This window comes from Halobacillus sp. Nhm2S1, from assembly GCF_019599545.1.
Lineage (GTDB): Bacteria > Bacillota > Bacilli > Bacillales > Halobacillaceae > Halobacillus.
In genome coordinates, this window is the sequence record NZ_JAIEZV010000005.1 from 49,769 (window position 1) to 74,366 (window position 24,598).

Below are 24,598 nucleotides of genomic sequence, written 5' to 3' on the forward strand. Positions count from 1 at the left end.
ATGGACATCGAAGGGTTTATCTCCCATTTTTCGGGGAAAACTGAAATTGTAAAAAGATTGGATTACGGAAAGGAGCTTTCCATTGAATCAAGAAGAATTAAAGAAGAAAATTCACGAAGTCATGGAGCAGCATAAAGTTGGAACACTTGCCACGGTGAAAGACAATAAGCCCCACACGCGCTATATGACGTTTTGGAATGATGATGAGTTCACTTTCTATACACCGACGAACAGAGAGACACATAAAGCGGATGAAATCGATGCAAATCCACATGTCCATATCCTCCTCGGGTATGAAGGAGAAGGCTATGGGGATACGTATTTAGAAGTCGAGGGACAGGCGAAAATCCGTGAAGACCAGGAGATCAAGGATAAGTTATGGAACGATCATATGGACCGCTGGTTTGATGGCAAGGAAGATCCGGAATATGTCGTGCTTGAAATCCTCCCGGAAAGTATACGCTATATGAATCAAGGGCAAGACACCCCGGAACGTCTTGATATGTAAAATAAAAAGTGGTCAGCTGCTGAGGCTGACCACTTTTTTATTGAAGGGAACAAGGTTCATCTTCATATTCAATCTCAATAGTAATGTGCTCGAGTGAAATCGGGTGTAAGATTTCTTTCACCTCTTCTTTGACTTTACATATCTCTTCCTTTGTCGCTTCTGCACGCACAACGATATGAGTCGAAAAGGCATGATTTTCACCATCCATAGACCAGAGGTGGGTGTGATGTGTGGATTGAACATCCTGCAAATAATTAATTTGTTGGGAAAGATCCTCAAGGTCAACCCCGGACGGTACAGCCTCGAGGAAGAGACGCATGGTCTGTATGAGGTTTTTCACAACATTATATAAGATGAATAAGGTAATCCCGATGGATGCGATCGGATCCAAAATCGGCACATTAAAAAACAGCATAACAATACTGACGGCAAGGACGGCTACCCAGCCAAGGACATCCTCAAGCAGGTGCCAGGTCATGACCTTTTGGTTCATGGAGTCTCCGCCTTTAAGCCGGAAGACCGCTGCACCGTTAACGAGTATTCCTAAGATGGATAGAGCAATCATTCCTCCTGCGTTGGGCTGCTCAGGGTTCAAGAGGCGGGGTACGGCCTCTGTCAAAATGAAAACAGACCCGACAATCAAAACCACGCTGTTGATCAAAGCAGCTAAAAGCGAGAAACGCCGATATCCAAATGAAAAATGATCTGATTGTTCTTTACGGGAAAACTTTTGTAAAAACCAGGCGAGTCCGAGAGAAAGGGAGTCCCCAAGGTCGTGTAAAGCATCAGAAAGAATGGCCATGCTATTGGTCAGGAGTCCACCAATCAATTCAATAATCGTAAAAAAGAGATTCAGGAAAAAAGCGGTTTTAATTTTACCAGTTGTTGAATCAATATGATGGTGGTGATGGTGTCCCATATGCTCACCTCTTTTTCTTTATATGATTATATGTTCATATATATAACATAGGAAATATGAAGAGCATTGTCAAACCTTTTTAGTGTTACCTGATTAAGGATCCCTGTTCCCGTCCATTGAAGCTCATGAGTAAGTTCAGGAACATGATTCCTGAACTTTCCCCATGCATTGATTTAGTTGATCGGATAGAACCTACGATAAATCGAGTAATAATCAAGCTGATTGCCTGTCACTTTAGATAATCTTTCCAGAGCCTCTAACAGGAAGGTCTTGTCCAACTGATAGATGACTTTTGTTTCAATATGGTCGATCGTATTGCATGCAAATTCCCATAGCATCTGGTGCTTAGAGCTGTCGATGGATTCGGCTACCATGGCAATGGAATCAACGAGCTCCGTAATTATCAAGTGGTTGTCGCGGGCGTAGTGCCGGATATAGCCAAATCCCCGGTAAATATAGGACTCGAAGGATTCGGAGAGAAGAACTACTCGGACCTGTTCATCGCTGTCCATCAAGTAAGGAGTGAATGTAATGTAGTCCTCTACAGTAAGCATCAACTCGGCCATCTGGTGGATGGTGTTGGTTGCGGTTTTCGGGTCATCATTTCCGAGAGATTTAATCGCAATTTCTGCGAGCTTGTGCATTCCCATTTGGATGTCCTGCAGTTCTGTTTCTTTGTAATCAATAATGATCATCTTGCAATACTTCTCTTCATCAATGTCTGAAGACCCGGGCCCCCAGTAGCTGATCAGATTGTTGTTTTTCAAAATATAATCTCCCACTTGGGCATGAAATTGGATGATGATGTCATCTTTTCTTGCTTCTTCAATCATCTTCCTATAATCCACAAGCTGGATGTATCCGGATTTAATGGCCCCAATCGGTTGCGCCTTGGAGCGCTTTTCTTCCATTAAGTCTCCCGGTTCTTCAGTCCGGTACTGTTCAAGGTCTTTCCTAAGGGTCTGGTTGATGATTTGCTCAGACGAGTGTTTCATAGTATCGGTGATGTTGTGCACTTGCATCCATGTAGTTGCATGGTTGATAAAATAAATGAATGTTACAGAGGACGTAAAGGCAAGGAATATCGTGACGATCGGCACGGCTACGAAAAATTCGTGCCGCGTGTTTCCAATAAATAAGAAGACGAGCAGCACATAGACAAAATTCCCATTGAATATCCCCAGCGCGTGCTGCGTCCTGCGGTCCGAAACAAAGTTGAGGAGCATCCGCGGAGAAAATTGACCGCTGAATGTCGTCAACACGACCAGTAAGGAGTTCAACGTGAAAGCGCTCAGTGTCAGAATACCACCGATGAGTGTACTGACCAGCATACGGGTGATTTCTGCATTGATTCGGAAAAATTCGAATGTGTACTGCTCGATTTGGAAAACGATATCCAACAACAGGGTGACTACAACAAAGAATATGGACAATAATATATAGAAAAATGGCATGTACCATAAGGTCATTTGCATTTCGTGCTTTCTTTGCCGTTTAGACATCTTTACATATTTCTGTATAGATACAGGTAACAATTTTAAGAACATAAGAATCCCCCTTTCTTGCAAGAATTGTAATCGTAGTTTCCCCTTCGTTCGAATCAATAAAACGAGAATAAGATATTTTTCTACAAAAACTCTCATATTACGAACAATCCATCGAATGAGATGTCATCAGGAAGTCGGGTTTTGTTCATATTGAACGGAGTCTTTGTCAGTTTAAGAATGGTGAGGTATATTGAGAAGATAATCGTTGAAAAGGGGGATTCATCATGGTGTGGGTACATAAAACGTTCGCTGAACTTTCCAAAAAGGAATTGTATGAGATTTTGCAGACAAGGGTCGGGGTTTTTGTCGTTGAACAGGAATGTCCTTACCCTGAAGTCGACGGCAGAGATGAAGATTGCTTACATATATGGATGGAAGAAGAAGAGGAAATGGTGGCCTACTGCCGCATCGTCCCGCCAGAGAATGGGGAACAATACCACAGTATCGGTCGCGTGCTCGTCAAAGAAGGGCATCGAGGTTCGGGCTATGCCCGTCAGGTGATGGAACGGGCAATCAAAGTGTTGAAAGAAGAGTATAAGGTCAACCACATCTGGCTGCACGGTCAGGAGCACTTGCGTCATTTCTATGGTTCTTTTGGATTCAAAGAGGTATCAGAGGTTTACCTTGAGGATGGAATTCCGCACGTGGATATGCTCATGGAAATCTGAATCGTTTCGTTTCCTCTGTAACCGGGAATGATAGCTTTGTGAAAAGTTTCCGAATGGAGGTTTTAAAATGAGTCCGCAAACATTTACTAAACAATACATCAATGGTCAGTGGAAAAACGGTTCCAGTGAGAAATATGTAGATAACGTCAATCCTTATACACAGCAAACGATTGCTTCCATCCCTTCTGCAAATGAGGATGATTTAAACGAAGCGTATGAGGCAGCCGTAAATGCTCAGGAGTCGTGGATGACGACTCTCCCTGCTAAAAAGCAGGCGTCTTTTGACCAACTGTTGAAAGTGGTCCAAGAGAGGAAAGATGAAATTATTGATTGGCTCGTGAAAGAAGCGGGAAGTACGCTTGTCAAAGCGGAGGTTGAATTTCAGGCGGCTGTCGGCATCATCCGGGAATCTGCCAGTTTTCCGACACGGATGAGCGGGCAGATTTTACCGTCCAACACGCCAGGAAAGGAAAACCGGGTGTATCGTTCTCCAAAAGGTGTCATCGGTGTTATCGGACCTTGGAATTTTCCTTTCCATTTAGCGATGAGATCCATCGCTCCTGCGGTGGCGACAGGGAATACGGTTGTCGTAAAGCCTGCGTCTGATGCCCCGGTCACTTCAGGTTTGTTAATCGCTGATCTGTTCGAAGAAGCCGGATTCCCTGAGGGAGTTATCAATGTGGTGGTCGGTCGAGGATCAGAAATTGGAGATGCTTTTGTGAAACACCCGGCAGCGAAACTGATTTCATTTACTGGCTCAACCGAAGTCGGAAGCCATATTGGTGAACTTGCCGGGAAGTATATTAAGGAGACAGCTCTAGAGCTTGGCGGGAACAACGCTATGATCGTCCTTGAAGATGCGGATATCGATCAAGCCGTGGAAGCGGCTGCTTTCGGAAAGTTCCTTCACCAAGGGCAGATCTGTATGTCTTTGAACAGAATCATCGTCGACGAACAGGTCCATGATTCATTCATCGAGAAATTCAAACAGAAGGTTGAAAGTCTGAAAGCCGGGGATCCTTCGGAGAGAGATACCGTCATTGGACCTCTTATCAATAAGGATGCCATTGAACGGATTCAGGAGGATGTGAAAGAAAGCGTTGGTCAGGGCGCTGAAATCCTCACCGGCGGGGAAACAGATGGAAGTGTCATGCAGCCCACTGTTTTGACGGGTGTAACGAGCGAGATGCCGATAGCGAAAAATGAAGTTTTCGGCCCAGTTGCTTCCGTAATCAAAGTTTCATCAGAACAAGAAGCGATCGAAGCGGCGAACAGCTCTCCATATGGACTAAGTGGATCTGTATTCACTCGTGATGTCCATCGTGGAGTGGAAGTAGCCAAACGTGTAGAGACGGGGATGATTCACGTGAATGATCAGTCCGTTAATGATGAAGCACACGTCGCTTTTGGTGGTGAAAAAGAATCCGGCCTTGGACGTTTCGGTGGCCAATGGGCGTTGGATAAATTTACGACCGTCAAATGGATCGGCGTGATGAACGGTTATCGAGAGTTTCCATTTTAATTAAGAATAGGAAAAAGCAGAAGCTCAAGAAATAGAGCTTCTGCTTTTATTTATTAAATATTCCTGTACTTCCCATTTCGGGCCGGATTGTATATATCCATTTAATTTCTCCGCATATTTCACAGCATCTTTTCTTTGGGGGAAAACCCTGTCTCGACGATCAATAGGGTCTTTTAAAACTTCTAATAAACGATCATCTTTCCTAATAAGTGCATACATTATGAACCCCTCCTGTATAGTCATTGTAGGATATTTGTATAAGATAATTAAAATACATTTTGAATAAGTATTCAATGGTTATTTTCATAAAAATTGTCCAACAAACAGACTTGTTTCGACAGGAAAGGATATGGATATACGGTTGCGGTGCTCATCTTGATCAAGCGAGTAGGTGTTATAGTGAAAAAATAAAAAGGGCAGCACTTCCGAGTTGGAAATGCTGCCCTTCATTTTACTTCTGCTTAAATGTTTTAAATCGTTTCACTGCATCCTGCAATGCTTCTTCCGAATTGTTCAATCCGATGCGCACATAGCCCTCTCCATACTTACCAAAGCCGATCCCAGGGGCGACAAACAATCCTGTCGCTTCCAATAGATCATCCGCAAAACCTTGAGACGTATAGCCCTCAGGTACTTGCAGCCATGCGAAGAAAGAACCTTGGCAGGGAGCGACATGATAGCCCGCTTCTTCCAGCCCACGGACGAGAAGATCACGTCTTTTTTCATAGGTTTCGGCAAGCTCTGTGACGCATTGTTGTGAGCTTAGTAAGGCGGTGGCTGATGCTTTTTGCAATCCGCCGAAAATGCTGCAGAAATAGTGGTCCTGTATGACTTCTAACGCATGAATAACGCTTGGATTGCCGACAGCAAAAGCGACCCGCCATCCGGCCATATTGTATGTCTTGGACATCGTATAAACCTCAACACCCACATTTTTCGCACCATCGAATTGCATGAAGCTGAGCGGTTTGTTCCCATCAAACCCAATGGCCCCATAGGCGAAGTCATGAACGACACAAACATCGTTTTTTTCTGCTTCTTGGATGGTTTCTTCAAAAAAGTCCGCATCAGCCATAGCCCCTGTCGGATTGTTGGGGTAGTTTAAGAACATGAGCTTGGCTTTCTCCCAGCTCTCTTCATCAATTTCTGCATAATCAGGCAAAAAGCCATTCTCTTCCCGGAGTGGCATCGACTTCATATCTGCGCCGACCATTTCAATGCCGGACCAGTAATCGGGGTAACCAGGATCGGGGACAAGCGCGACATCTCCTGGGTCAAGGAAACATTGGCTAAGCTCAACGAGACCTGTTTTGCTTCCGGGCATAATAGCGACTTCTGTTTCAGGGTCAATGTCCACGTCATATTCACGCTTATAGAATTCAGCTACCGCTTCCTTCAAAAACTCATAACCGTGGAAGGGAGGATACTTGTGGAAGTCTGGATTTTCTGCCGCCTCTTGTAGGGACTGCACGATGTGGGAGGGGGTAGGTTGGTCAGGGTTTCCCTGGCCTAAGTTCAAGGTGTCATATCCACGTTTTTTGTATAGATTTAACTTATCAATCATAGTTGCGAAAAATTGGTCCGGAAGCCGCTGGATGGCTTTGGACGTTTGGAAATGCTTCATGTCCTTCACCTCGAGTGATTTTTTTGAAAAGTCGTACAAAAGGATAATATGGTTAGTTTAACATGAGAGAAGTTTGAGTGGGAACCATATAGGCAAAGAATAAGAGAATAGAAGGCATGTAAAAGGAGTGACTCGGATGGATTTCGTTATTATTGGAGGAGATGCTGCCGGGATGAGTGCAGCCATGCAAATTGTAAGGAACAGTGAAGGGCATTCCATTACTGTGTTGGAACAGGGGGGGATCACATCTTATGGACAATGTGGCCTGCCCTATGTATTAAGTGGGGATGTCGAGTCTACAGAAGACCTCATCGCGCGCGATCCTGAAACCTTTCGTGAAAAATACGGCATCGATGTGCGAACCTATCACACGGTAACGGAAGTAGATTGTGATCATAAAGTTGTTTACGGAAAAGATGACCAGGGCGTGGGGTTTGAATTGTCCTATGATCGTCTGCTTGTCGCTTCCGGTGCAGCACCAGTCATGCCTCCGTGGCAAGGACGTGAGCTTGAAGGGATTTATACGCTGAAGACCATTCCTGACATTAAGGAGATTATTGCAGCAACTACCAAGGATAAGGAACGTGTGACCATCATCGGCGGTGGTTACATAGGGCTTGAAATGGCCGAAAGCTTTGTGTCGATTGGAAAGAACGTACGATTGATCGACCGCGGTCCTCAGTTGGCGAAAATTTTCGATGAGGAGATGGGAGAGCTGGTCCATGAGGAAGCCGAACGAAACGGTGTGGAACTACATCTTGGAGAGTCAGTCGAAGGATTCAAAGGGGATCAACATGTACAATCGGTCATCACGGATAAAGGAGAATATGAATCAGATCTAGTCCTTGTCGCCGTAGGAGTAACACCCAATACATCCTTCATGAAAAATACGGGTGTGTACAAAGGGATGAACGATGCAATCGCCGTGAATGCTTTTATGGAGACAAGCATATTGGATATCTTTGCTGCCGGGGATTGTGCAACCCAATATCACCGGATCAAGAAAAAGGATGACTATATTCCATTAGGCACCCATGCCAATAAACAAGGGCAAATCGCCGGGCTGAACATGATTGATCAGAGAAGGTCGTTCCGAGGCATTGTCGGTACGTCGATCTTGAAATTCTTTGGTCTAACCCTTGCCCGGACTGGTCTTTCTGAACGGGAGGCAGAGAACGAAAAAATTCCATTCAAGAGAATCACGATTGAATCGACACATGCCGCCGGCTATTATTCCAAAGAAAATCGGATGACATTGAAGATCATCTACCATGAACATACCGGTCAATTGCTCGGGGCTCAAATCATCGGAGGTAAAGGAGCTGACAAACGAATTGATGTCTTTGCTACGGCTCTATTTCATGAAATGTCAATCAATGAATTGGAAGACTTGGATCTCGCCTACGCGCCTCCTTATAACAGCGTGTGGGATCCCCTGCAGCAGGCTGCCCGTAAAGCAGACTGATTCGTGTAGGAAGTTCTTCATGTATGGTAGGATAGGAATGAAGCACCATACAGGAGGATTCATGCTGTGAACACAGATTTATATAAGAAGGCGGAAGCATTCATTCGCCAATACCATCAGGAACAACAGCTTGCTGGGACAAATGAGAGACTTTATGAAATCGAGCAGGAGATTGGTGAAACGGGAAGCTACACGCATACCAATGATGAGCTTGAATATGGCGCCAAAGTCGCTTGGAGAAACAGCAACCGCTGCATCGGACGACTTTTTTGGAATAGCTTGAAGGTCTTTGATGCCAGGCAGGTCGATACAGAAGAGGGCATGCGAGATGCACTCCTCGACCACTTGGATTATGCCACGAATGGTGGGCGCATCCGCTCGACGATTACCATTTTCAAACCTGAAACCTCGGAAGGGCAAATGCGGGTTTGGAACCATCAGTTAATACGTTATGCCGGGTATGAAGAGGATGGAGGCGTGACAGGAGATCCAGCTTCTGTCGCGTTTACGAAGGAATGTGAGAAGCTTGGGTGGAGAGGAGAAGGTACGTCCTTTGACGTGTTACCCCTTGTCGTTCAAATGGATGGGCGGGAACCCATGTGGTTTGACATTCCTTCAAGTAAGGTGTTGGAGGTACCGCTTCGTCATCCTGACTATCCTTGGTTTGAAAATTTAGGTGTACGCTGGTATGCCGTCCCGGTGATTTCTGATATGCGTCTTGAAATTGGCGGGGTCAATTATACAGCTGCCCCGTTCAACGGTTTTTATATGGAAACAGAAATCGGTGCCCGTAACCTCGCCGATGAATTTCGATATGATCTTCTGCCTGTTGTAGCGGAAGCCATGGATCTTGATATGAAACGAAATTCTTCTTTGTGGAAGGACCGTGCTTTGATTGAACTTAATCAGGCTGTCCTGTTTTCATATCATTCCGATGGGGTCAGCCTTGTGGATCATCATACAGCGGCTCAACAGTTCCATCAGTTCGAGAAAAAAGAACAAGCGTGTGGACGTCAGGTGACAGGTGACTGGACATGGCTCATTCCGCCTGTTTCGCCAGCAACGACACACATCTTTCATTCGGCCTATGAAAACCGAATGGACACACCGAACTATTTCTATCAAACTCCAGCTTATGAAAAAAATCCTTCCGATTAATTCGGAAGTTTCGGAAGGATTTTTCATTGTCTTAGATGTGGGTAGTATCGGATAATTATGAAATCTATCAATGAAAGATGATCCATATCTATTCGAATATCGATCGTTCAACGATGGTCTAAGAAGAACTCATTCATACAAGTCCGGACGTCGGTCTTGAAAAATAGGAATCTGCTCACGAATGGCCTCAACAGCTGTGAAGTCTACATCTGCATAAACGATCTCTTCACCAAAACCACCTTCAGCCAACACGTTGCCCCAAGGGTCCACAACGATGGAGTGGCCTCCGAACTCATTGTTTTGATCAGAACCTACCCGGTTGCAGGCAATAACGAAGCATTGATTTTCAATCGCCCGGCTGATTAGTAGGTTGCGCCAGTGCTCGACCCGCGGTTTTGGCCATTCTGCCACGACAAACAATCCGCGCGAACCATCCAGCATATGTGTTCTCATCCATTCAGGGAAACGGATATCATAACAAATGACCCCGGCTACAGGCACATTTCCAAGAGGGAAATTTCCTTTTTGATCCCCTGATTCTAAAAACTTTTCCTCATTCATCAAACGGAACAAATGCGCTTTTCGGTAGTTGAACAGTCGGTCACCTTCAGCATCGTAGGCAACGAAGGTATTATAAAACTTACCGTTTGCTTCTTCAGCGATGGATCCGGCTATAGTGACCTTTAGTTCTTGTGCTAAAGAAATCAAGAGCTGATGCGTCGGACCCTCAAGTGTTTCTGCTATTTCTTCAAAACGGGAAAGATCATAGCCTGTCGTCCACAACTCAGGCAACAAGATGACCTCGCTTCCTTGTGAAGCGGCTTCTTTTATTTTCTTCTGCGCATTTTTCCGGTTTTCTTCAGGATCACCGAAGGCGATGTCCATTTGAATCATTGCTATTTTTGTTGTCATCCTATCACCTCATTTTCTTTTTAGTGTATCAAAAAATTCTGACGTTTCCCTAGCGTTTTCGAAGAGAATTCTGGATGGATCCTAAGATTTCATCTCCTGCCTTCATTCTGTGTATCGAAATAAACCACCCATGCTACAATAAACATAAACCGCTATTCAACTAAATGGCAGGATTGTGGAAGACTGAATTTCAAGGTTGCTGAGTAGAGGTATGAAAAAGGAAGTGAGAGGATGTTTGAGTTGTTCCTCCCGATGCTTGAAAGACTCGGGATTATAGTAACGGTCGCTTTCATTATTACTCGCTTCCGATTCTTTCGGGAGTTGATTGATCAAAAAACGCTCGACCAGCGTCAGCGGTACATGGCTATCGCTTTTTTCGGGTTGTTCGGAATCATTGGTACATATACAGGCATCACCTATGATACAAGTTCATTTGATTATGGACGCTGGGCTTACAATCTTGTCGAATCGGAAGCACTGGCAAACTCAAGAGTCATTGGAATCGTGGCGGCTGGGCTTTTCGGAGGGTACCGCATTGGTATAGGAGCTGGGATCATTGCTGGCTTGCATCGTGTTTCCCTCGGAGGATTCACCGGAATCGCTTGTGGGATTTCTGCTGTCATAGCTGGAATCATTGCAGGTTACTTCCATAAAAAAGAGGAACCTTTGAAACTGAAGACCGCCTTATTTGTTGGTGCTCTTGCAGAAACGGTACAGATGGGGATCATTCTCCTTATTTCTGATCCATATCCTCGTGCGTGGGCCCTCGTCCAAGAAATTGGAGTGCCTATGATTGTAGCAAATGGAGTCGGTTCTGCATTGTTCTTGTTAATCATTCGTAATGTTCTTCATGAAGAAGAGAAAGTTGGAGCCTTGCAGGCGCAAAAAGCATTAAAGTTGGCAGAATCAACAGTTTCTCATCTGCGTAAAGGATTGACGTTGGATTCCGCAGAAAAGGCATGCCGAATCATTTATGAAGAGGTTCAAGTGAGTGCGATCTCCATGACGGATAAACAAAGCATCCTGGCTCATGTGGGCCAGGCCGATGACCATCACAAGGCTGGGGAGCCAATTCAAACGGACGCCACTCGTGAAGTCATTGAGACTGGGAAACGTGTTGTAGTCAGGCATGAAGAAATTCAATGCCAACAGCCGAATTGTCCGCTCGGGGCAGCTGTTATCGTTCCATTGAAAAAACGTCAAGAAGTGGTTGGAACCTTGAAGTTTTATGTTTCGTCACAAAAAGAAATCTCCAATGTCTTATTGGAACTGATCCAGGGATTGAGTGCTCTCCTCAGTCAGCAGCTGGAGCTTGCTGATGCTGAGGAAGCACAGGAGCTTGCTCGGGAAGCGGAAGTGAAGGCTCTGCAGGCACAAGTTAACCCGCACTTTTTGTTCAATTCGTTAAATGTCATCGTTTCGCTGACACGTACGGAACCTGACCGGGCAAGAGCGCTGCTTATAGCGCTTTCCAAGTTCTTCAGGCAAAACCTAGGGGCGACGACTAAAACCTGGACCTCATTAAAAGAAGAGTTGAAACATGTGAAGTCTTATCTTCTCATTGAAGAGACGCGTTTCGTTGATCGCCTTCATGTCCACTACGATATTGATGAAGACGCCTTATCAGCACGAATTGCTCCTTTAACTTTGCAGCCCCTGGTCGAGAACAGCATCAAGCATGGAATTAAAGACCAGGAAGGGGGAGCGGAAATCACGATTCGTATCCATAGAGATGGTAATTACGTTCACATCAGCGTTGCGGACAACGGAATAGGCATTGAACCGATGAGGTTGAGGACCTTGGGGGAACAATCGGTTGCGTCTGAGAGAGGGACTGGATTCGGATTATATAATGTAAATAAGCGTTTAGAATACATGCACGGAGAGAGTGCGAAGCTACGAATCACGAGCGAACAAGGACAAGGGACAACCATTTCATTTACTGTCCCTCTTCTGGAAAAGGAGATAGACCATGAGTGATAAAATCACGGTGCTCATCGTTGATGATGAGCGCTTCAGTCGAGAAGAATTGAACTTCTTGCTAAAACCTTACGATAGGATAGAAGTTGTAGGAGAAGCAGGATCAGGAGATGAAGCGGTCATGCAGACATTAAAGCTTCAGCCGGATGTGCTTTTTCTTGATGTGGAGATGCCGAAGATGGATGGAATGGCGGTAGCGAAAGCAGTTCAAGAACTCAAAAAGGTACCGGAGATCGTTTTTGCAACGGCGTATCCAGATTTTGCGGTTGAAGCATTTCGGCAAAAGGCAATCGATTATTTACTCAAACCTTATGACGAGGAACAGTTGAATGAAACCGTGGAAAGAATAGAAAAGAAGCTTCAGCCAGTTGAAGAGAAGGCTGTCAATTCCCCTTCCAAGCTAGCGGTTGAAGTGGAGGATACGATTGAATATCTGAATCCATCTGAAATTATGTACGTCCACAGGGAGGACCGAATTACAAAAATCGTCGGCAAACAAAAAGTTTATGAAACGAAAGATGCACTGAAAGATGTAGAGGAACGCCTGCAAGGTTTCCCGTTCTTCCGAATTCATAAAAGTTATCTAGTGAACCTGGATTACGTGTATAGACTAACCCCGTGGTTCAATGGAGCCTATCAATTGGAACTGCAGGGCACCGAGGAAAAGCTTTCTGTCAGTAGGAATTATGTCAAAGAATTACGAAAGAAGCTGGAGTTGTAAATTTTCGTTGTATTTCAATCGTCATTTACGACATCTTGGGCAAGAATCCTGACATGTTAATCAAGAACCTCCCTTTTGTAAGCGTTATCTTGTTATATTCTTTGTAAGCGATTACAGATAAGCGCGAAAAGGAGGAAAAACGATGATTACTTTTCTAGTGAGTATTGCACTTTTAATTATTGGTTATCTTACGTATGGTAAATATGTTGAAAGAACGTTCGGCGTTAACACAGGACGTGAAACTCCTGCTTATTCTCATGGTGATGGTGTCGATTACCTGCCTATGGGAGAAAAGAAGAATGCTTTGATCCAACTCTTGAACATCGCAGGAGTAGGTCCGATCTTCGGTCCGATTCTCGGAGCCCTGTATGGACCTGTGGCTTTCCTGTGGATTGTGTTTGGGGCCATCTTTGCTGGAGCTGTGCACGATTATTTGACGGGGATGATTTCCATCCGTAACCGTGGCGCTCATTTGCCTGAGCTTGCAGGGAAGTTTTTAGGGAAAGTCATGAAGCACGTGGTCAACGCGTTTGCGATTCTTTTGCTTGTCCTTGTAGGAACTGTATTTGTTACAGCACCTGCAGATCTTTTACACAACATGACAAGCAGCTGGCTTGCCCTACCTGTCATTCTTCTTGTGATTTTTGCTTACTATTTGTTAGCGACAATGCTACCAATTGATAAAATCATCGGACGCTTTTATCCAATTTTCGGTGCTCTTCTATTGATCAGTGCAATTGGAGTCGGAGTATCTCTTATTGTCACAGGCGCACCGATCCCGGAATTGACTTTTACCAATATGCACCCGGATAACGCACCGATTTTCCCACTGTTGTTCCTAACGATTTCTTGTGGTGCTTTGTCAGGTTTTCACGCGACACAAACCCCTATCATCTCGAGAACGACACAAAAAGAAAAACAAGGACGTCGTATTTTCTACGGTATGATGATTGCAGAAGGGATCATCGCGATGATTTGGGCAGCTGCAGCTATGAGCTTGTTCAACGGATCTGCAGGATTGAATGAAATCCTTGCGAGTGGAGGACCAGCAGCCGTCGTTAGTGAAGTGTCCATTGCTATGCTAGGAGCGGTCGGAGGTACACTTGCTGTCTTGGGTGTCATCGTCCTGCCTATCACCTCCGGGGATACAGCTTTCCGAAGTGCTCGTATGATTATTGCCGACTATATTAAAGTTCCACAGAAAAAAGTCATGAGCCGTGTTTGGATTGCTCTTCCATTGTTCGTCATCTCCTTCGCATTGACCCGCATCGATTTCACATTGCTATGGAGATATTTCTCCTGGGCGAACCAATCGACAGCCGTCATTGCGCTTTGGGTAGGAGCAATGTATTTGTTCCTGTCTCGTAAAAACTACTTCATCGCTGCTGTGCCTGCAACCTTTATGACGATGGCGACATTCACCTATATCCTGAATGCACCGATCGGATTCGGATTGTCCTTGAATGTTTCCTACATCGTTGCAGCTATCGGCACCGTTGCAGTGGTCACAGCCTTCATCATTGCCGCCCGCCGCGGTTTACAGAAGGACATTCCATTAGAGGAAGATTTAAAGCAAACGGCCTGATGTTAAGGAGCACTTACTTCATAAAAGTAGGTGCTCTTTTTTCTATTGGCACTTAGGGATATGGGGAGAAATTCTCTTATTATGTCGAATACTTAAATTAATGTGTCGAATTCTAAAATATCTTAATCGAATACCTCAATTTAACTAACGGACACTCAGCACCGTCCCCCTTGTATAAGACCGTTATGTTTTTCTTGGAGATGAAAGGGTATCCTTTATAGGGAAAGGAGAGATTGTCGTGGAACAGGAAATCCAACAGAAACAAGGAACGTTTTATATAGGAGAGGAAAAGGACCCTAAAGCCCAGCTTCTATTTGATGAAGATGAAAATACAATGGTCATTACAAGTACCTTCGTTGCGCCATCTGAACGTGAACAAGGTTTGGGAGGGGAATTGATTGATTATGCTGTAAACTACGCTCGTAAACATAAATTGAAAATTGACCCGGTCTGCTCCTTCGCCCGGGAAGTTATTGAAAATACACCGGAATACCAAGTGGTGTTAAAAGCGTAGAGGAGGAGTTTCTGATGGTGAAAATAAGGGAACCTGAGGAAAAGGATTTGATGCACTTTACGAGGTACAGCATCGATTTTCTTCATGTGGCAAGCTTTGAGAGGCTGACTAATGAAGAAGTCAGGAATCGTAAGTATTGGGCAGCAGATCAATTTCTAGCAAAGAACCCATACCAGAAACTGCTGGTTGCTGATATGAATGGAAGAATGATCGGATATGTCCTTGGCATTATTGAGTCCCATGGGGAAGAGGATGTGTATGGATATGTCAGGGAAGTATTTGTGGATGAATTTTACCGGCGGGAAGGCATTGGCACAGACCTGTGTGATGAACTAATCCAGTGGATGTATAAGCAGGAAGCAAAAGCCATACAGGTAAGCCTTCGGCCGCATCAGAACGGGGTAAGTGAATTCATCCGCAAAATCGGTTTTTCTTCTGTCAGCACCCTTTATGAATATCAGTCAAAAGGATAAAGGATGTTTTAGAGAGGAGATAAAGAATGAAAAAAGCTATGTTGATCGTCAATCCTTCTTCAGGAAAAGAGGAAGCCGTCGATCATGTCGAACAAATCGAGAGCATCTTATCGGAAAAAGGATACGAAGTGGAAGTTGCTCAAACAGAAAAAGAGCTGGATGCCACGAAGTACTGCCAGAATGCCTGTAGAGATGAGTTCGATCTCGTTGTTTCTATGGGAGGAGATGGTACACTCCATGAGACAATCAATGGGATGGTAGATGAAAGCCACCGCCCACGCTTAGGGATTATCCCCCTTGGGACAGTGAATGATTTTGCAAGAGCTCTTGATATTCCACTGAAGGTTGAAGAGGCGGTTGACGTTCTCCGATCCGATCAGAGCAAATCTGTGGATATCGGGAAGTTCAATGACCAGTATTTTGTTAATATCGTAGCAGCGGGAGCTCTTGCTGAAGCAACGTATGAAGTGACGCCTGAACAAAAGACGAAATTTGGTCCGCTTGCTTATATGATGGAAGGGATGAAAACCTTGACTCAGAACAGCAGCTATCCAATGCGGATTGAATACGATGATAAGGCATGGGAAGGGGAATCTTTTCTATTCCTTGCGGCTTTAACGAATTCAGCAGGAGGATTTGAAAAATTATCTCCGGAAGCGAAAGTAAATGACGGGAAAATTCACGGGTATATCGTACCTAAAGTAAATATGATTCGTCTTGCATCTATCGTTTCAGCCATCCTTAGAGGTGGACTTAAAGATGAGCAGGATGTGGAATACTTCAAAGCGGATCACATACGTGTGATTTCAGAGGAAAACCTGGTCACAAATGTCGATGGTGAAGAAGGGGATTCTCTGCCCGTGGAGCTTTCGGTCCTTCCCTCTCACATTTCCGTGGTTGTAAAATAGGTAAAGGCTGTCATGTGTACAGCCTTTTTTCTGTGCCATACTAGGAGTGAATGAGGTGCATCTTATGAAGAAACCAGATATGGAAGATTACTTACAGGAAGGCATTTATGGAAGTCGGCAAACAAAGCCGGGAGAAAGAAAACAATACCTAGGTACGTTGAGGGAAAGAGTCTTGATCGCTCTGACGAAGGGACAGGTGATGGGGGAGCAGGGTCAGGAAGAGCTGGAAGAGCTTATGAAAAGCTATCAAGATGCTAAACTGTTGTTGAACGGAGAGGTAAGCTATCGGTTTTTATCCCCCTACATGGATCTAGCCGAGAGGCATAACATCCACCATTCCACTGTTTCAAACCAGGAAACACAATCAGAATTCGGAGCTGTCCTTACGTTGGATTACGCGATTGAAAAAGAACGTATAAGGGTGAAAGCACAAGAGGAAGTTGGAGAGTCATCTGACGCGAATGGATGGACAAACTTCTTCAAGTCTCTTTTTAAACCATCAAAATAAAAAAAGGGCTGCGGATGATCCGCAGCCCTTTTTCACACGTCCCTCTCACTTAGAGAGGCCATTTTCTATTTGTACTGATTCAAGAATCTTGCCAGCCCGACGATAATAATAGCAAAGGAAAAAAGTATCATTGCAATGTAGCCGGCGTAGAACAAGAACTGCTCGAAAAAGTTACCAGTTGAGACACCGATGCTGTAAAGCGCATACCCGGAAAGAAGAGCAGCTAGAAACAGGAACACACGGTTGTTGAAATCCATCTTTATTCCACCTCCTTTGTACTTTCAATATATGATGTACAAACGTGGAATATTTAGCTTTTAAAAAAAAATTTGCCGGCTTGTCCACACAAAACACGGACGCTGTCTAATGTTATATCATTAATAAACGATTTGGCAGGATTTTGGAAGGCTCAGTTTCGAGACTGTTATGGGAGCTTAGGGGCTCCAGGAAAAGATTCGCTTTCCGTGGGCGAGTGATGAGCCTCCTCGAGCTAACGCTCTGCGGGGTCTCATCTACCACGCACTTGGAGATTTAGTGATATAAGAGGATAAAAAAGCCCCCTTTTGAATGGGCAAAAGGGGGAGATGGTATGTGTCTTTTCATTGAAGGAAGACAGACCATGAAATCTACAGGTTATTTTTCCTGGCGGGGAAAAATAATAGGGTGATTCGACGTAAGAGACAAAAGAGAGTACTCAAGAAAGAAATGAATACAAATAAACAAATAAACCATGTGCGAAGCGTGGACAACCAGCACGACAGCGCACGAGCACGATTCAGTATCTCTTTTGCTATTCCTTATTGTATCACCTTTTCCTGGGTTGCTGCTTTGGGAAAAAAACGTGCGAAAGTGATAACTGAATAGAGGTTTAATGAAAAAATTTTCTCAAGTTTTGTCTACTATTGGTAAATTGTAAAATATATTCAGAAGTATAATTGTTGAAAAAGCATGAATCCTGTACACTTGAACTATCAACTATATGGAGTGGAGCACATGGATGTCAGTAAAATCCAACTAATGTTTCAAATGCAAGCCATGTCTATGTTAGGAAACCGAAATTCGAGCAACTTATCAAATGGGATGCAGGATATGACATTTCAAAGCCTTCTGCGTGAAGCAATGGAACAGTCGTTTCGTGCGAGCGTGCCTTCTTCGCCCAGCCGTCTATCCCACCCAGGGCAAAGCCCTTTGGCTTATCAAGTACCAGTGTCTGTAGAGAAAAGTCAGGGAATGGTAAATGATATCTCAAATGTTACCAGTGGAAACGCGAATGTGGATCAGCTCATAAAAAAAGCATCGGCCCGCTATGGCGTTGATGAAAAATTGGTGCGATCTGTAGTGAAGGCTGAATCAAACTTTGATGCTGGTGTCGTCAGTTATGCAGGAGCACAAGGCTTGATGCAGCTTATGCCCGCAACAGCAAAGGGGCTTGGTGTGACAGATCCATTTGATCCGGAGCAGAACTTGATGGGCGGGACAAAGTACTTGAGACAAATGCTTGACCGTTATGATGGCAATACCGAATTGGCCCTCGCTGCTTACAATGCAGGTCCTGGTAATGTAGATAAGTATGACGGTGTGCCACCATTTCGAGAGACTCAAAATTACATATCTAAAATACTCGGAAAAGCATAAAGAAGCGCGGACGTCTTATAAAAGACCCGCGCTTTTTTATGGAATGATTAGCAGTATGTTATTTCTTTACTTATCTGGTTCAAGCTCCCGGCTCATCTGCATGTATTGATCAAAAACGACCGTCATCTCTTTCAAGCGGTTGCGGACGTCTTCGTCAATGAGCTCTCCCTGAGTGGAAAAGTGATTCGTGTGGGTGTACACGTAGTTTGGTGTCACCATGCACCGGAAGTAATTCAGAATCGGCTTTAATTGGTTCTCTACGACGAGGTGATGTTGCAAGGTACCTCCATTGGCTACAATAGATACGGGTTTATAACGCATGGCAAGGGGCGATACGGCATCAAATACGTTTTTCAAAGTACCAGGGATCGATCCTTGGAAAACGGGAGTAGCAATGACATAAGCATCAGCTTCTTCGATTTCATGGATCAATCTTTTCATATCATCGTTATATTCTTCAGCTGGGCGGCCATCTACGAATTGAAGCTCATAATTCTCGAGGTCAACAATTTTCGTGGTGTGATCCGTCGGCAGCTGCTGGATATATTTTTCGATTTCATCAAGGAGCGTCCGGGTCTTTTTCCCGACGATCGTTCCGTTCAATAGTAGGATCTTCATGGCAACTTTCTCCCCTTCAATTTTCTTTGAGCTATGTTATCGTATGCAGAACTTCATAAAGTGGGCTATGTAACTAATGGTAGTATGTGTTGGCCTTGCCCGATTATCTTATGAAAATTTACTCTGCGGGTACAGCTCGGAGCTTAACCGTCTTTTTCATGACGAGTCGGCATCGGTCATCGGGACGGTTGGTATATATGAAATAGTCTCTTTTCTTTTTATGGTAAAGTATACGTCTTATTTAAGCAATTGTGAGGATTCTGCTTGCTTTATGTCGGAATAAGAAGGGTATAATAGGGGAAGGAGGGAAGGCGATGATCCGTTTATGGCGAAGAATTAAGTTTCTTTTTAATGTCAGAAAATCTGTGCCGTTTCTTGTGCGATTTTTTAAATCAAAAGATGTGAGTAACGGGAAGAAATGGTTTTCCGTCGTACTCTTAGTAGCTTATCTTCTGTTCCCATGGGACATCATCCCGGATTTCCTCGTATTTTTCGGTCTTGTCGATGATCTTGCTGTTTTCACTTACATTATGCAATGGATGGTGAAGATGGCTCCTGCGGACTTGCAAGAGGAGTACCGCGTCTATGATGAATAGAAATGTTTAATCAACGGCAAGATGAGGTATGTAACTGTTGTGGATTCAATAATTAGTCAAGGAGTGATGGATAATGAGTAATGTAATGTTTACCGCACATGCAACAGCACAAGGTGGACGAAATGGCCACGTTAAGTCAGACGATGGTTTAATTGATTTGAACCTTTCCATGCCTGGTGAAGGTGATGAAAAAGGATCGAACCCAGAGCAATTGTTTGCTGCTGGTTATTCCGCTTGCTACGATGGAGCGTTGAACCTGGTTGCAAGTAAACAGAAAAAAGATATCGAATCTGAAATCACTGCTGACGTAAGCCTCATGAAAGATGAATCGGATAATGGTTTTAAAGTAGGCGTTGTCCTTAATGTAAAAGTGAAAGGTGTTTCTCAGGAAGAAGCAGAATCACTTGCTGAGGAAGCTCACAAAGTATGTCCATACTCTAAAGCGACGCGTGGAAACATCGACGTTGAAATCAATGCGAGTGCTGTATAAAAAATAAGCTCTTCATCCCTGGTGGGAATTCCACCAGGGATTTTTATTTATTGGAAGGGAAGAATAGCTACAACATATACATGCAATTCGTATTACTACCAGGCGTACTGGTAATTATGGTATTTTATAGTCGAAGGGGTGAAAGGCGATGAAAATCACCGACCAAGCGAGGGATTTATTAAATCAAATCTTAGAAGATGAAGATGCAGGATGTCTGCGCTTGTTTTTTGCTGGTTACGGGTGTGGGGAACCGGATATCGGTATGACGATTGGGGAACCGGAAGCGGATGATGAACTTCATCACATCAATTCTATTCCCGTGGCCATAGACAGTAGAATAGCCCATATGACGGAAGACTTGACAATCGAAGGGAAGCAGACCATGGAAGGTCCGAAGTTTCAGATGCTGGGGCTTCCAGAAAAAGACTGTTAACATAGATCCATGCCCACAGTTTTGTGGGTGTATTTTTTATTGGAGAACGAAAAACGACCCGAATATAGGCCTCTCCCTATTGAAAGGCACATACTAGAAAAGAGGGGATCGCTGCACATCATGATGGCATCAGGACACCAGGTTGTAGGCTTCACTTTCGGGGTGGGTGCAATGACTTTGCTTCCAACGTTCGAGTGGATGCCTGAACAGCCTCTGCAAACGGTTTTATTCTTTGTGTTCGTCCTTTTCGGCTCGCTGTTACCGGATATCGACACACCAACATCTACCCTCGGGCACAAGTTTTGGCGGGGACTTATGACGGTGTTTACCGTCGCCTTTCTCTGTTATTTGTTTGTACCAGAGTATTTGGATACATATCGAGAACAACTGAAAATTTTCGTCATGCTGCTTTTACCTATTCTGATTATGATTCGTGGACATAGGAAAATGACTCACTCCGTGTTGTTTGTGGCTTTACTTATTGGATACGGGACGATCCTTGAACAAGCCTTCGCCATCCCCCGTATGTATATCGGGGGATTAATTATAGGAGTGGTTTCCCATTTGTTTGGGGATTACATAACGAAAAAAGGCATCCCATTGGCTTACCCTTTTTCCAAGAAGTATTTACAGTTCATCTTCACCTTCAGAACAGGGTCAAACAGTGAGCGTCTCATTGTCTACACCCTGCTCTTATGGAACGTATGGTACCTCACCTCAAACATTTTCTGACACTACATTCTAGTAGTGTCTTTTTTCTATCCCCATTTATTACACAAAAACCAGGCCAGGCTTCCTTTAAGAGAGCGCGGTATGTGCTCACCGCGCTCCCGCGGAAAGCGAGTCATTTCCCGTAGCCCCCATCCACTCAACAACAGTCTAGAAACTGAGTCTTCCACCATCAGGAGCGTTTATGGAACAGGAAGAGGTGATTAAAAGGAAATATAATCCATAAGTATTTCAGTCTCTTTAAGTTTTGTATAGACATATTTCCGAAAATTCAATAAAATAGAAGAAAGATAGATAAGGAGGGCGAGTGTTGTGGCAGATTACCAACTAATTGAACCGAGCCCATTGCGAAAGCTTCAAATGAGTCGCACTTCCTCTTTATATGATGTGTACCTTGGTTATTTAAGGGAATACCCCAGAAGAGATGCTGTCTTAAGAACAAAAGACCATATCCTCTCCCATTTCCCGAACTCAATTGACGAACAAATTGTCTGTATGGAATTTTTTTATATGAATGATTTTTTTGAAGATCTGTCTGTCATTACAGAATCCCCTTACATAAATAAAGAAGTGGGTCATTTGTATCAAGTGATCCTGTCTCAGACCGGTAGAGATAAAAACAAAAATTACTTAGATGAGCTAAAAGGTCTCCATTTTACGCATCCATCGTTACGATGCCTTCACCTATTCACCCTGGTATATTCTTATCAGGACTTGAAAGTATTTACAGCATTGGATAAGTACTTGGACGAATGCGACCAGGCGCTTCAGCAAGTAGACGAGCCTTTGATGTATTATTATTTGAATCAACGTTATCAAGAGCTGCTTTTTTATCATTATTGGAAGACCAATAACTCTATCCTTGCGAGCCGTTATGCATATAAAATGATCAACACAGAAGTTTCATCTAGAAGAAAGAGCCGCATGCATCATGATTTGGCATTATGTCAGCTTTTTAATGGCTATGAATCTTCTATGGAATCGTTACTAAAATCCATAGAGATTGCTGAAAAACATAGGCATTTACGTTTTTTACAAACGGTAAAAAACCGTTCGCTTCCTTTTATATCTTCCTTTCATCAGAGAACTGAAGGGATATCTACTACAGATCCAGTAGAGCAGGCTCACCTTGCTTTAGCGCGGGGAGATTATGAGAAGACACAGGAGATCCTGCATTCCTTTCCATCACTCACTCCCTTTCAAGAGAGTTATTTGGGTCTGGCTACAGGGAACAGAGAGATGCTGAGGCATTCCTATAACCGTTTTATTCAAGAACAAGGGGATTACTTCTTTGCCCAATTACCACTAGCGTATTTAGAAAGAATATAAAAATAAATGGGGGTTTTCTTTTATGAAAAGGTTAGCCGGATTGTTTGTTGTTCTTTTACTGACGCTTGCAGGCTCATGGGGGATAGGAGAGAGTAAGACTGCCTATGATCCGATTGATGGAGGTTATTGGAGTATAGAAAATCCAGAAATTTAAAAGTATAGAAAATAGAAAAGGTGTCCTTCCGGTATTGGAATAGGACACCTTTTTTGTGCTCAACTATTCGTGCTTTTTCTTGCGTCGTTCGGGCAGCGGCTCTTTTCGTATCATCTTCGTAAAGGCATAAACGAAGAGAATAATGATCACTGTAAACGGAAGAGCAGAAACGAGAGAAGCTGTCTGCAAAGCATCCAAGCCACCGGCGACCAGCAACACGCCGGCAATGGCTGCCATCAGGACACCCCAGATTACTTTAATAGCAAGGGCAGGGGTCAGACTGCCATTCGTTGTCATACTTGCCAAAATATAAGTGGCTGAGTCAGCAGATGTGATCAAGAACGTTGCGATCAACAAAATGGATAAGAAGGATAAAATGCCTGTGAGAGGCAGGTATTCATAAGCTTTGAAGAGAGCGACCGTCACATCATTGTTGACGGCTTCAGCAATCTGCGTTCCATTGTTCAAGTCACTGTTCAGGGCTGTACCACCGAAAACGGCGATCCACAAACAAGCGATCAGCGGTGGTACGACAAGGACACCGAATATGAACTCCCTGATTGTTCGACCACGGGAAACGCGGGCAACGAATGCCCCTACGAATGGTGACCATGCAATGACCCATGCCCAATAGAAAATCGTCCAATCCCGGAGCCAACTCCCACCTTCATAGGGAGTCAACCTAAGACTGTACCCCACAAAGTTCGTAATATAATCTCCGATCCCTAAGGTGAAACTATTTAAAATGAACACCGTCGGCCCGGCGAAGAAGACGAATAAAAGTAAAACTAAGCAAAGGGCCAGGTTCAAGTTACTGAGCCATTTGATCCCTTTTTCCAATCCAGTACTGGATGAAGTTAAGTATAAGACGAGCAGTACGCCTGTGATGATAAGTTGGATCGATGTACTATTCGGAATGCCGAATACGGCGTTCAATCCACCGTTCATTTGAAGAATTCCAAGTCCAAGTGAAGTGGCGATTCCCATCACGGTAGCGATCACGGCTAATGAGTCGATGGTGTACTTCACCGGCTTTGACTTCCCGAGTACGGGTTCAAGAGCTGTAGACACGAGACCGTTCTTATCCTTCCTGAATTGCAAAAAACCTATAAGCAGGCCGACAATGGCGAAAACAGACCACTGGTTGATTCCCCAGTGGAAAAAGGAATAACCCATAGCGACGCGCGCAGCATCTTCGGTCTGCGCTTCCAAATCTGAGAAGGGCGTTTCGAAGTAGTGGCTCATCGGCTCTGCTACTCCCCAGAATACGAGTCCTACCCCGAAACCAGCGGAAAAGAGCATGCCAATCCACGTGAAGAAAGGAAATTCAGGCTTGGAATCTTGAGGCCCGATTTTGATTTTTCCATATTTACTCAGTCCGAGAGCAGCCAGGAAAATGACGAAGCCGAAAACGGAAATGAGATAAAACCAGCCAAAATTAAGGGTAGTGAAGTCAAATAAGGTACCGGCGACTGTACCAAAGCCTTCAGGATTAATTGCTCCTACGATGACGAGGACAGTGATGACGGTTGCGGAAATGAGGAAAACAGGGTTTTTGATTTGATCTTTCATCGTGGACTCCTTTCATGAATCATAGGTAAT

27 protein-coding genes are annotated in these 24,598 nt (G+C 44.2%); 19 read left to right on the plus strand and 8 right to left on the minus strand.

All coding sequences use genetic code 11. From position 1 onward, the window contains the following. The first annotated feature begins 82 nt into the window (after positions 1 to 82). The gene (locus K2225_RS18230; RefSeq protein WP_220586068.1) at positions 83 to 508 is read left to right on the plus strand and encodes a pyridoxamine 5'-phosphate oxidase family protein; all 426 of its coding nucleotides are present in this window, start codon (positions 83 to 85) and stop codon (positions 506 to 508) included. Between the two features lie 37 nt (positions 509 to 545). Here the strand turns inward: K2225_RS18230 and K2225_RS18235 are convergent, their stop codons facing one another. Next, entirely contained in the window at positions 546 to 1,427 is an 882-nt protein-coding gene (locus K2225_RS18235; protein ID WP_220586069.1) for a cation diffusion facilitator family transporter, read from the minus strand. A 173-nt stretch (positions 1,428 to 1,600) separates the two neighbouring features. Beyond that, entirely contained in the window at positions 1,601 to 2,974 is a 1,374-nt protein-coding gene (locus K2225_RS18240; protein ID WP_220586070.1) for a DUF2254 domain-containing protein, read from the minus strand. A gap of 224 nt (positions 2,975 to 3,198) precedes the next feature. On the opposite strand from K2225_RS18240, the gene K2225_RS18245 reads away from it, so the two are divergent. Beyond that, complete coding sequence (locus K2225_RS18245; protein WP_220586071.1) at positions 3,199 to 3,642, plus strand: GNAT family N-acetyltransferase; 444 nt, start codon at positions 3,199 to 3,201, stop codon at positions 3,640 to 3,642. Positions 3,643 to 3,709: 67 nt separating this feature from the next. Further along, entirely contained in the window at positions 3,710 to 5,164 is a 1,455-nt protein-coding gene (locus K2225_RS18250) for an aldehyde dehydrogenase family protein (protein WP_220586072.1), read from the plus strand. A 24-nt stretch (positions 5,165 to 5,188) separates the two neighbouring features. Here the strand turns inward: K2225_RS18250 and K2225_RS18255 are convergent, their stop codons facing one another. Next, positions 5,189 to 5,383, minus strand: coding sequence for a hypothetical protein (locus K2225_RS18255; protein ID WP_220586073.1), 195 nt, complete (start codon positions 5,381 to 5,383; stop codon positions 5,189 to 5,191). 232 nt (positions 5,384 to 5,615) lie between these two features. Next, entirely contained in the window at positions 5,616 to 6,788 is a 1,173-nt protein-coding gene (locus K2225_RS18260; RefSeq protein ID WP_220586074.1) for a pyridoxal phosphate-dependent aminotransferase, read from the minus strand. Positions 6,789 to 6,924: 136 nt separating this feature from the next. Here K2225_RS18260 and K2225_RS18265 point away from each other — a divergent pair, with 136 nt between their 5' ends. Together K2225_RS18265 and K2225_RS18270 are read left to right on the plus strand one after the other, a co-directional pair. Further along, on the plus strand, positions 6,925 to 8,253 hold the full coding sequence (locus K2225_RS18265) for an FAD-dependent oxidoreductase (protein WP_220586075.1): 1,329 nt from the start codon (positions 6,925 to 6,927) through the stop codon (positions 8,251 to 8,253). Positions 8,254 to 8,319: 66 nt separating this feature from the next. Continuing rightward, positions 8,320 to 9,411 carry a nitric oxide synthase oxygenase gene (locus tag K2225_RS18270; protein ID WP_220586076.1) on the plus strand — a complete coding sequence of 364 codons (1,092 nt, stop codon included), beginning with the start codon at positions 8,320 to 8,322 and terminating at the stop codon, positions 9,409 to 9,411. A 129-nt stretch (positions 9,412 to 9,540) separates the two neighbouring features. Here the strand turns inward: K2225_RS18270 and K2225_RS18275 are convergent, their stop codons facing one another. Next, positions 9,541 to 10,323 (minus strand): carbon-nitrogen family hydrolase, encoded by a 783-nt coding sequence (locus K2225_RS18275; RefSeq protein WP_220586077.1) that lies wholly within the window; start codon positions 10,321 to 10,323, stop codon positions 9,541 to 9,543. 231 nt (positions 10,324 to 10,554) lie between these two features. On the opposite strand from K2225_RS18275, the gene K2225_RS18280 reads away from it, so the two are divergent. The 7 genes from K2225_RS18280 to K2225_RS18310 all read left to right on the plus strand — a co-directional run bounded on the left by K2225_RS18280 (position 10,555) and on the right by K2225_RS18310 (position 17,012). Further along, entirely contained in the window at positions 10,555 to 12,303 is a 1,749-nt protein-coding gene (locus K2225_RS18280) for a sensor histidine kinase (protein ID WP_220586078.1), read from the plus strand. Beyond that, positions 12,296 to 13,024, plus strand: coding sequence for a LytR/AlgR family response regulator transcription factor (locus K2225_RS18285; RefSeq protein WP_220586079.1), 729 nt, complete (start codon positions 12,296 to 12,298; stop codon positions 13,022 to 13,024). Before K2225_RS18280 ends, K2225_RS18285 begins: the two co-directional genes overlap by 8 nt. A 142-nt stretch (positions 13,025 to 13,166) precedes the next feature. Then, on the plus strand, positions 13,167 to 14,609 hold the full coding sequence (locus K2225_RS18290) for a carbon starvation CstA family protein (protein ID WP_220586080.1): 1,443 nt from the start codon (positions 13,167 to 13,169) through the stop codon (positions 14,607 to 14,609). A 238-nt stretch (positions 14,610 to 14,847) separates the two neighbouring features. Continuing rightward, positions 14,848 to 15,123 (plus strand): GNAT family N-acetyltransferase, encoded by a 276-nt coding sequence (locus K2225_RS18295; protein WP_146818368.1) that lies wholly within the window; start codon positions 14,848 to 14,850, stop codon positions 15,121 to 15,123. Between the two features lie 14 nt (positions 15,124 to 15,137). After that, a complete protein-coding gene (locus K2225_RS18300; protein WP_220586081.1) occupies positions 15,138 to 15,596 on the plus strand; it encodes a GNAT family N-acetyltransferase in 459 nt (152 codons plus the stop codon). 26 nt (positions 15,597 to 15,622) lie between these two features. Further along, positions 15,623 to 16,504 carry a diacylglycerol/lipid kinase family protein gene (locus K2225_RS18305; RefSeq protein ID WP_220586082.1) on the plus strand — a complete coding sequence of 294 codons (882 nt, stop codon included), beginning with the start codon at positions 15,623 to 15,625 and terminating at the stop codon, positions 16,502 to 16,504. Positions 16,505 to 16,568: 64 nt separating this feature from the next. Then, positions 16,569 to 17,012, plus strand: a complete 444-nt coding sequence (locus tag K2225_RS18310; RefSeq protein ID WP_220586083.1) for a YueI family protein — start codon at positions 16,569 to 16,571, stop codon at positions 17,010 to 17,012. A 65-nt stretch (positions 17,013 to 17,077) separates the two neighbouring features. On the opposite strand, the gene K2225_RS18315 is transcribed toward K2225_RS18310, so the two are convergent. Then, positions 17,078 to 17,269 carry a hypothetical protein gene (locus K2225_RS18315; RefSeq protein WP_220586084.1) on the minus strand — a complete coding sequence of 64 codons (192 nt, stop codon included), beginning with the start codon at positions 17,267 to 17,269 and terminating at the stop codon, positions 17,078 to 17,080. A gap of 736 nt (positions 17,270 to 18,005) precedes the next feature. Here K2225_RS18315 and K2225_RS18320 point away from each other — a divergent pair. Continuing rightward, complete coding sequence (locus K2225_RS18320) at positions 18,006 to 18,647, plus strand: lytic transglycosylase domain-containing protein (RefSeq protein ID WP_220586085.1); 642 nt, start codon at positions 18,006 to 18,008, stop codon at positions 18,645 to 18,647. Positions 18,648 to 18,713: 66 nt separating this feature from the next. On the opposite strand, the gene K2225_RS18325 is transcribed toward K2225_RS18320, so the two are convergent. Further along, on the minus strand, positions 18,714 to 19,265 hold the full coding sequence (locus tag K2225_RS18325) for an NADPH-dependent FMN reductase (protein WP_146818355.1): 552 nt from the start codon (positions 19,263 to 19,265) through the stop codon (positions 18,714 to 18,716). A 314-nt stretch (positions 19,266 to 19,579) separates the two neighbouring features. Between K2225_RS18325 and K2225_RS18330 the strand changes: the two genes are divergently transcribed. From K2225_RS18330 to K2225_RS20125, 6 genes are all read left to right on the plus strand, one after another. Then, entirely contained in the window at positions 19,580 to 19,861 is a 282-nt protein-coding gene (locus tag K2225_RS18330; protein WP_220586086.1) for a YkvA family protein, read from the plus strand. Between the two features lie 73 nt (positions 19,862 to 19,934). Beyond that, positions 19,935 to 20,351: an organic hydroperoxide resistance protein gene (locus K2225_RS18335; RefSeq protein ID WP_220586087.1), complete on the plus strand. Its 417-nt coding sequence runs from the start codon at positions 19,935 to 19,937 to the stop codon at positions 20,349 to 20,351. Between the two features lie 148 nt (positions 20,352 to 20,499). Further along, on the plus strand, positions 20,500 to 20,784 hold the full coding sequence (locus K2225_RS18340; protein WP_220586088.1) for an iron-sulfur cluster assembly accessory protein: 285 nt from the start codon (positions 20,500 to 20,502) through the stop codon (positions 20,782 to 20,784). A 120-nt stretch (positions 20,785 to 20,904) separates the two neighbouring features. Then, positions 20,905 to 21,516: a metal-dependent hydrolase gene (locus K2225_RS18345; protein WP_220586089.1), complete on the plus strand. Its 612-nt coding sequence runs from the start codon at positions 20,905 to 20,907 to the stop codon at positions 21,514 to 21,516. Between the two features lie 309 nt (positions 21,517 to 21,825). After that, positions 21,826 to 22,842 (plus strand): AimR family lysis-lysogeny pheromone receptor, encoded by a 1,017-nt coding sequence (locus tag K2225_RS18350; RefSeq protein ID WP_220586090.1) that lies wholly within the window; start codon positions 21,826 to 21,828, stop codon positions 22,840 to 22,842. A gap of 22 nt (positions 22,843 to 22,864) precedes the next feature. Beyond that, the gene (locus K2225_RS20125; protein WP_255574695.1) at positions 22,865 to 22,996 is read left to right on the plus strand and encodes a hypothetical protein; all 132 of its coding nucleotides are present in this window, start codon (positions 22,865 to 22,867) and stop codon (positions 22,994 to 22,996) included. Positions 22,997 to 23,059: 63 nt separating this feature from the next. Here K2225_RS20125 and K2225_RS18355 read toward each other — a convergent pair whose 3' ends face one another. Further along, a complete protein-coding gene (locus K2225_RS18355; RefSeq protein WP_220586091.1) occupies positions 23,060 to 24,568 on the minus strand; it encodes a BCCT family transporter in 1,509 nt (502 codons plus the stop codon). Positions 24,569 to 24,598 lie beyond the last annotated feature (30 nt).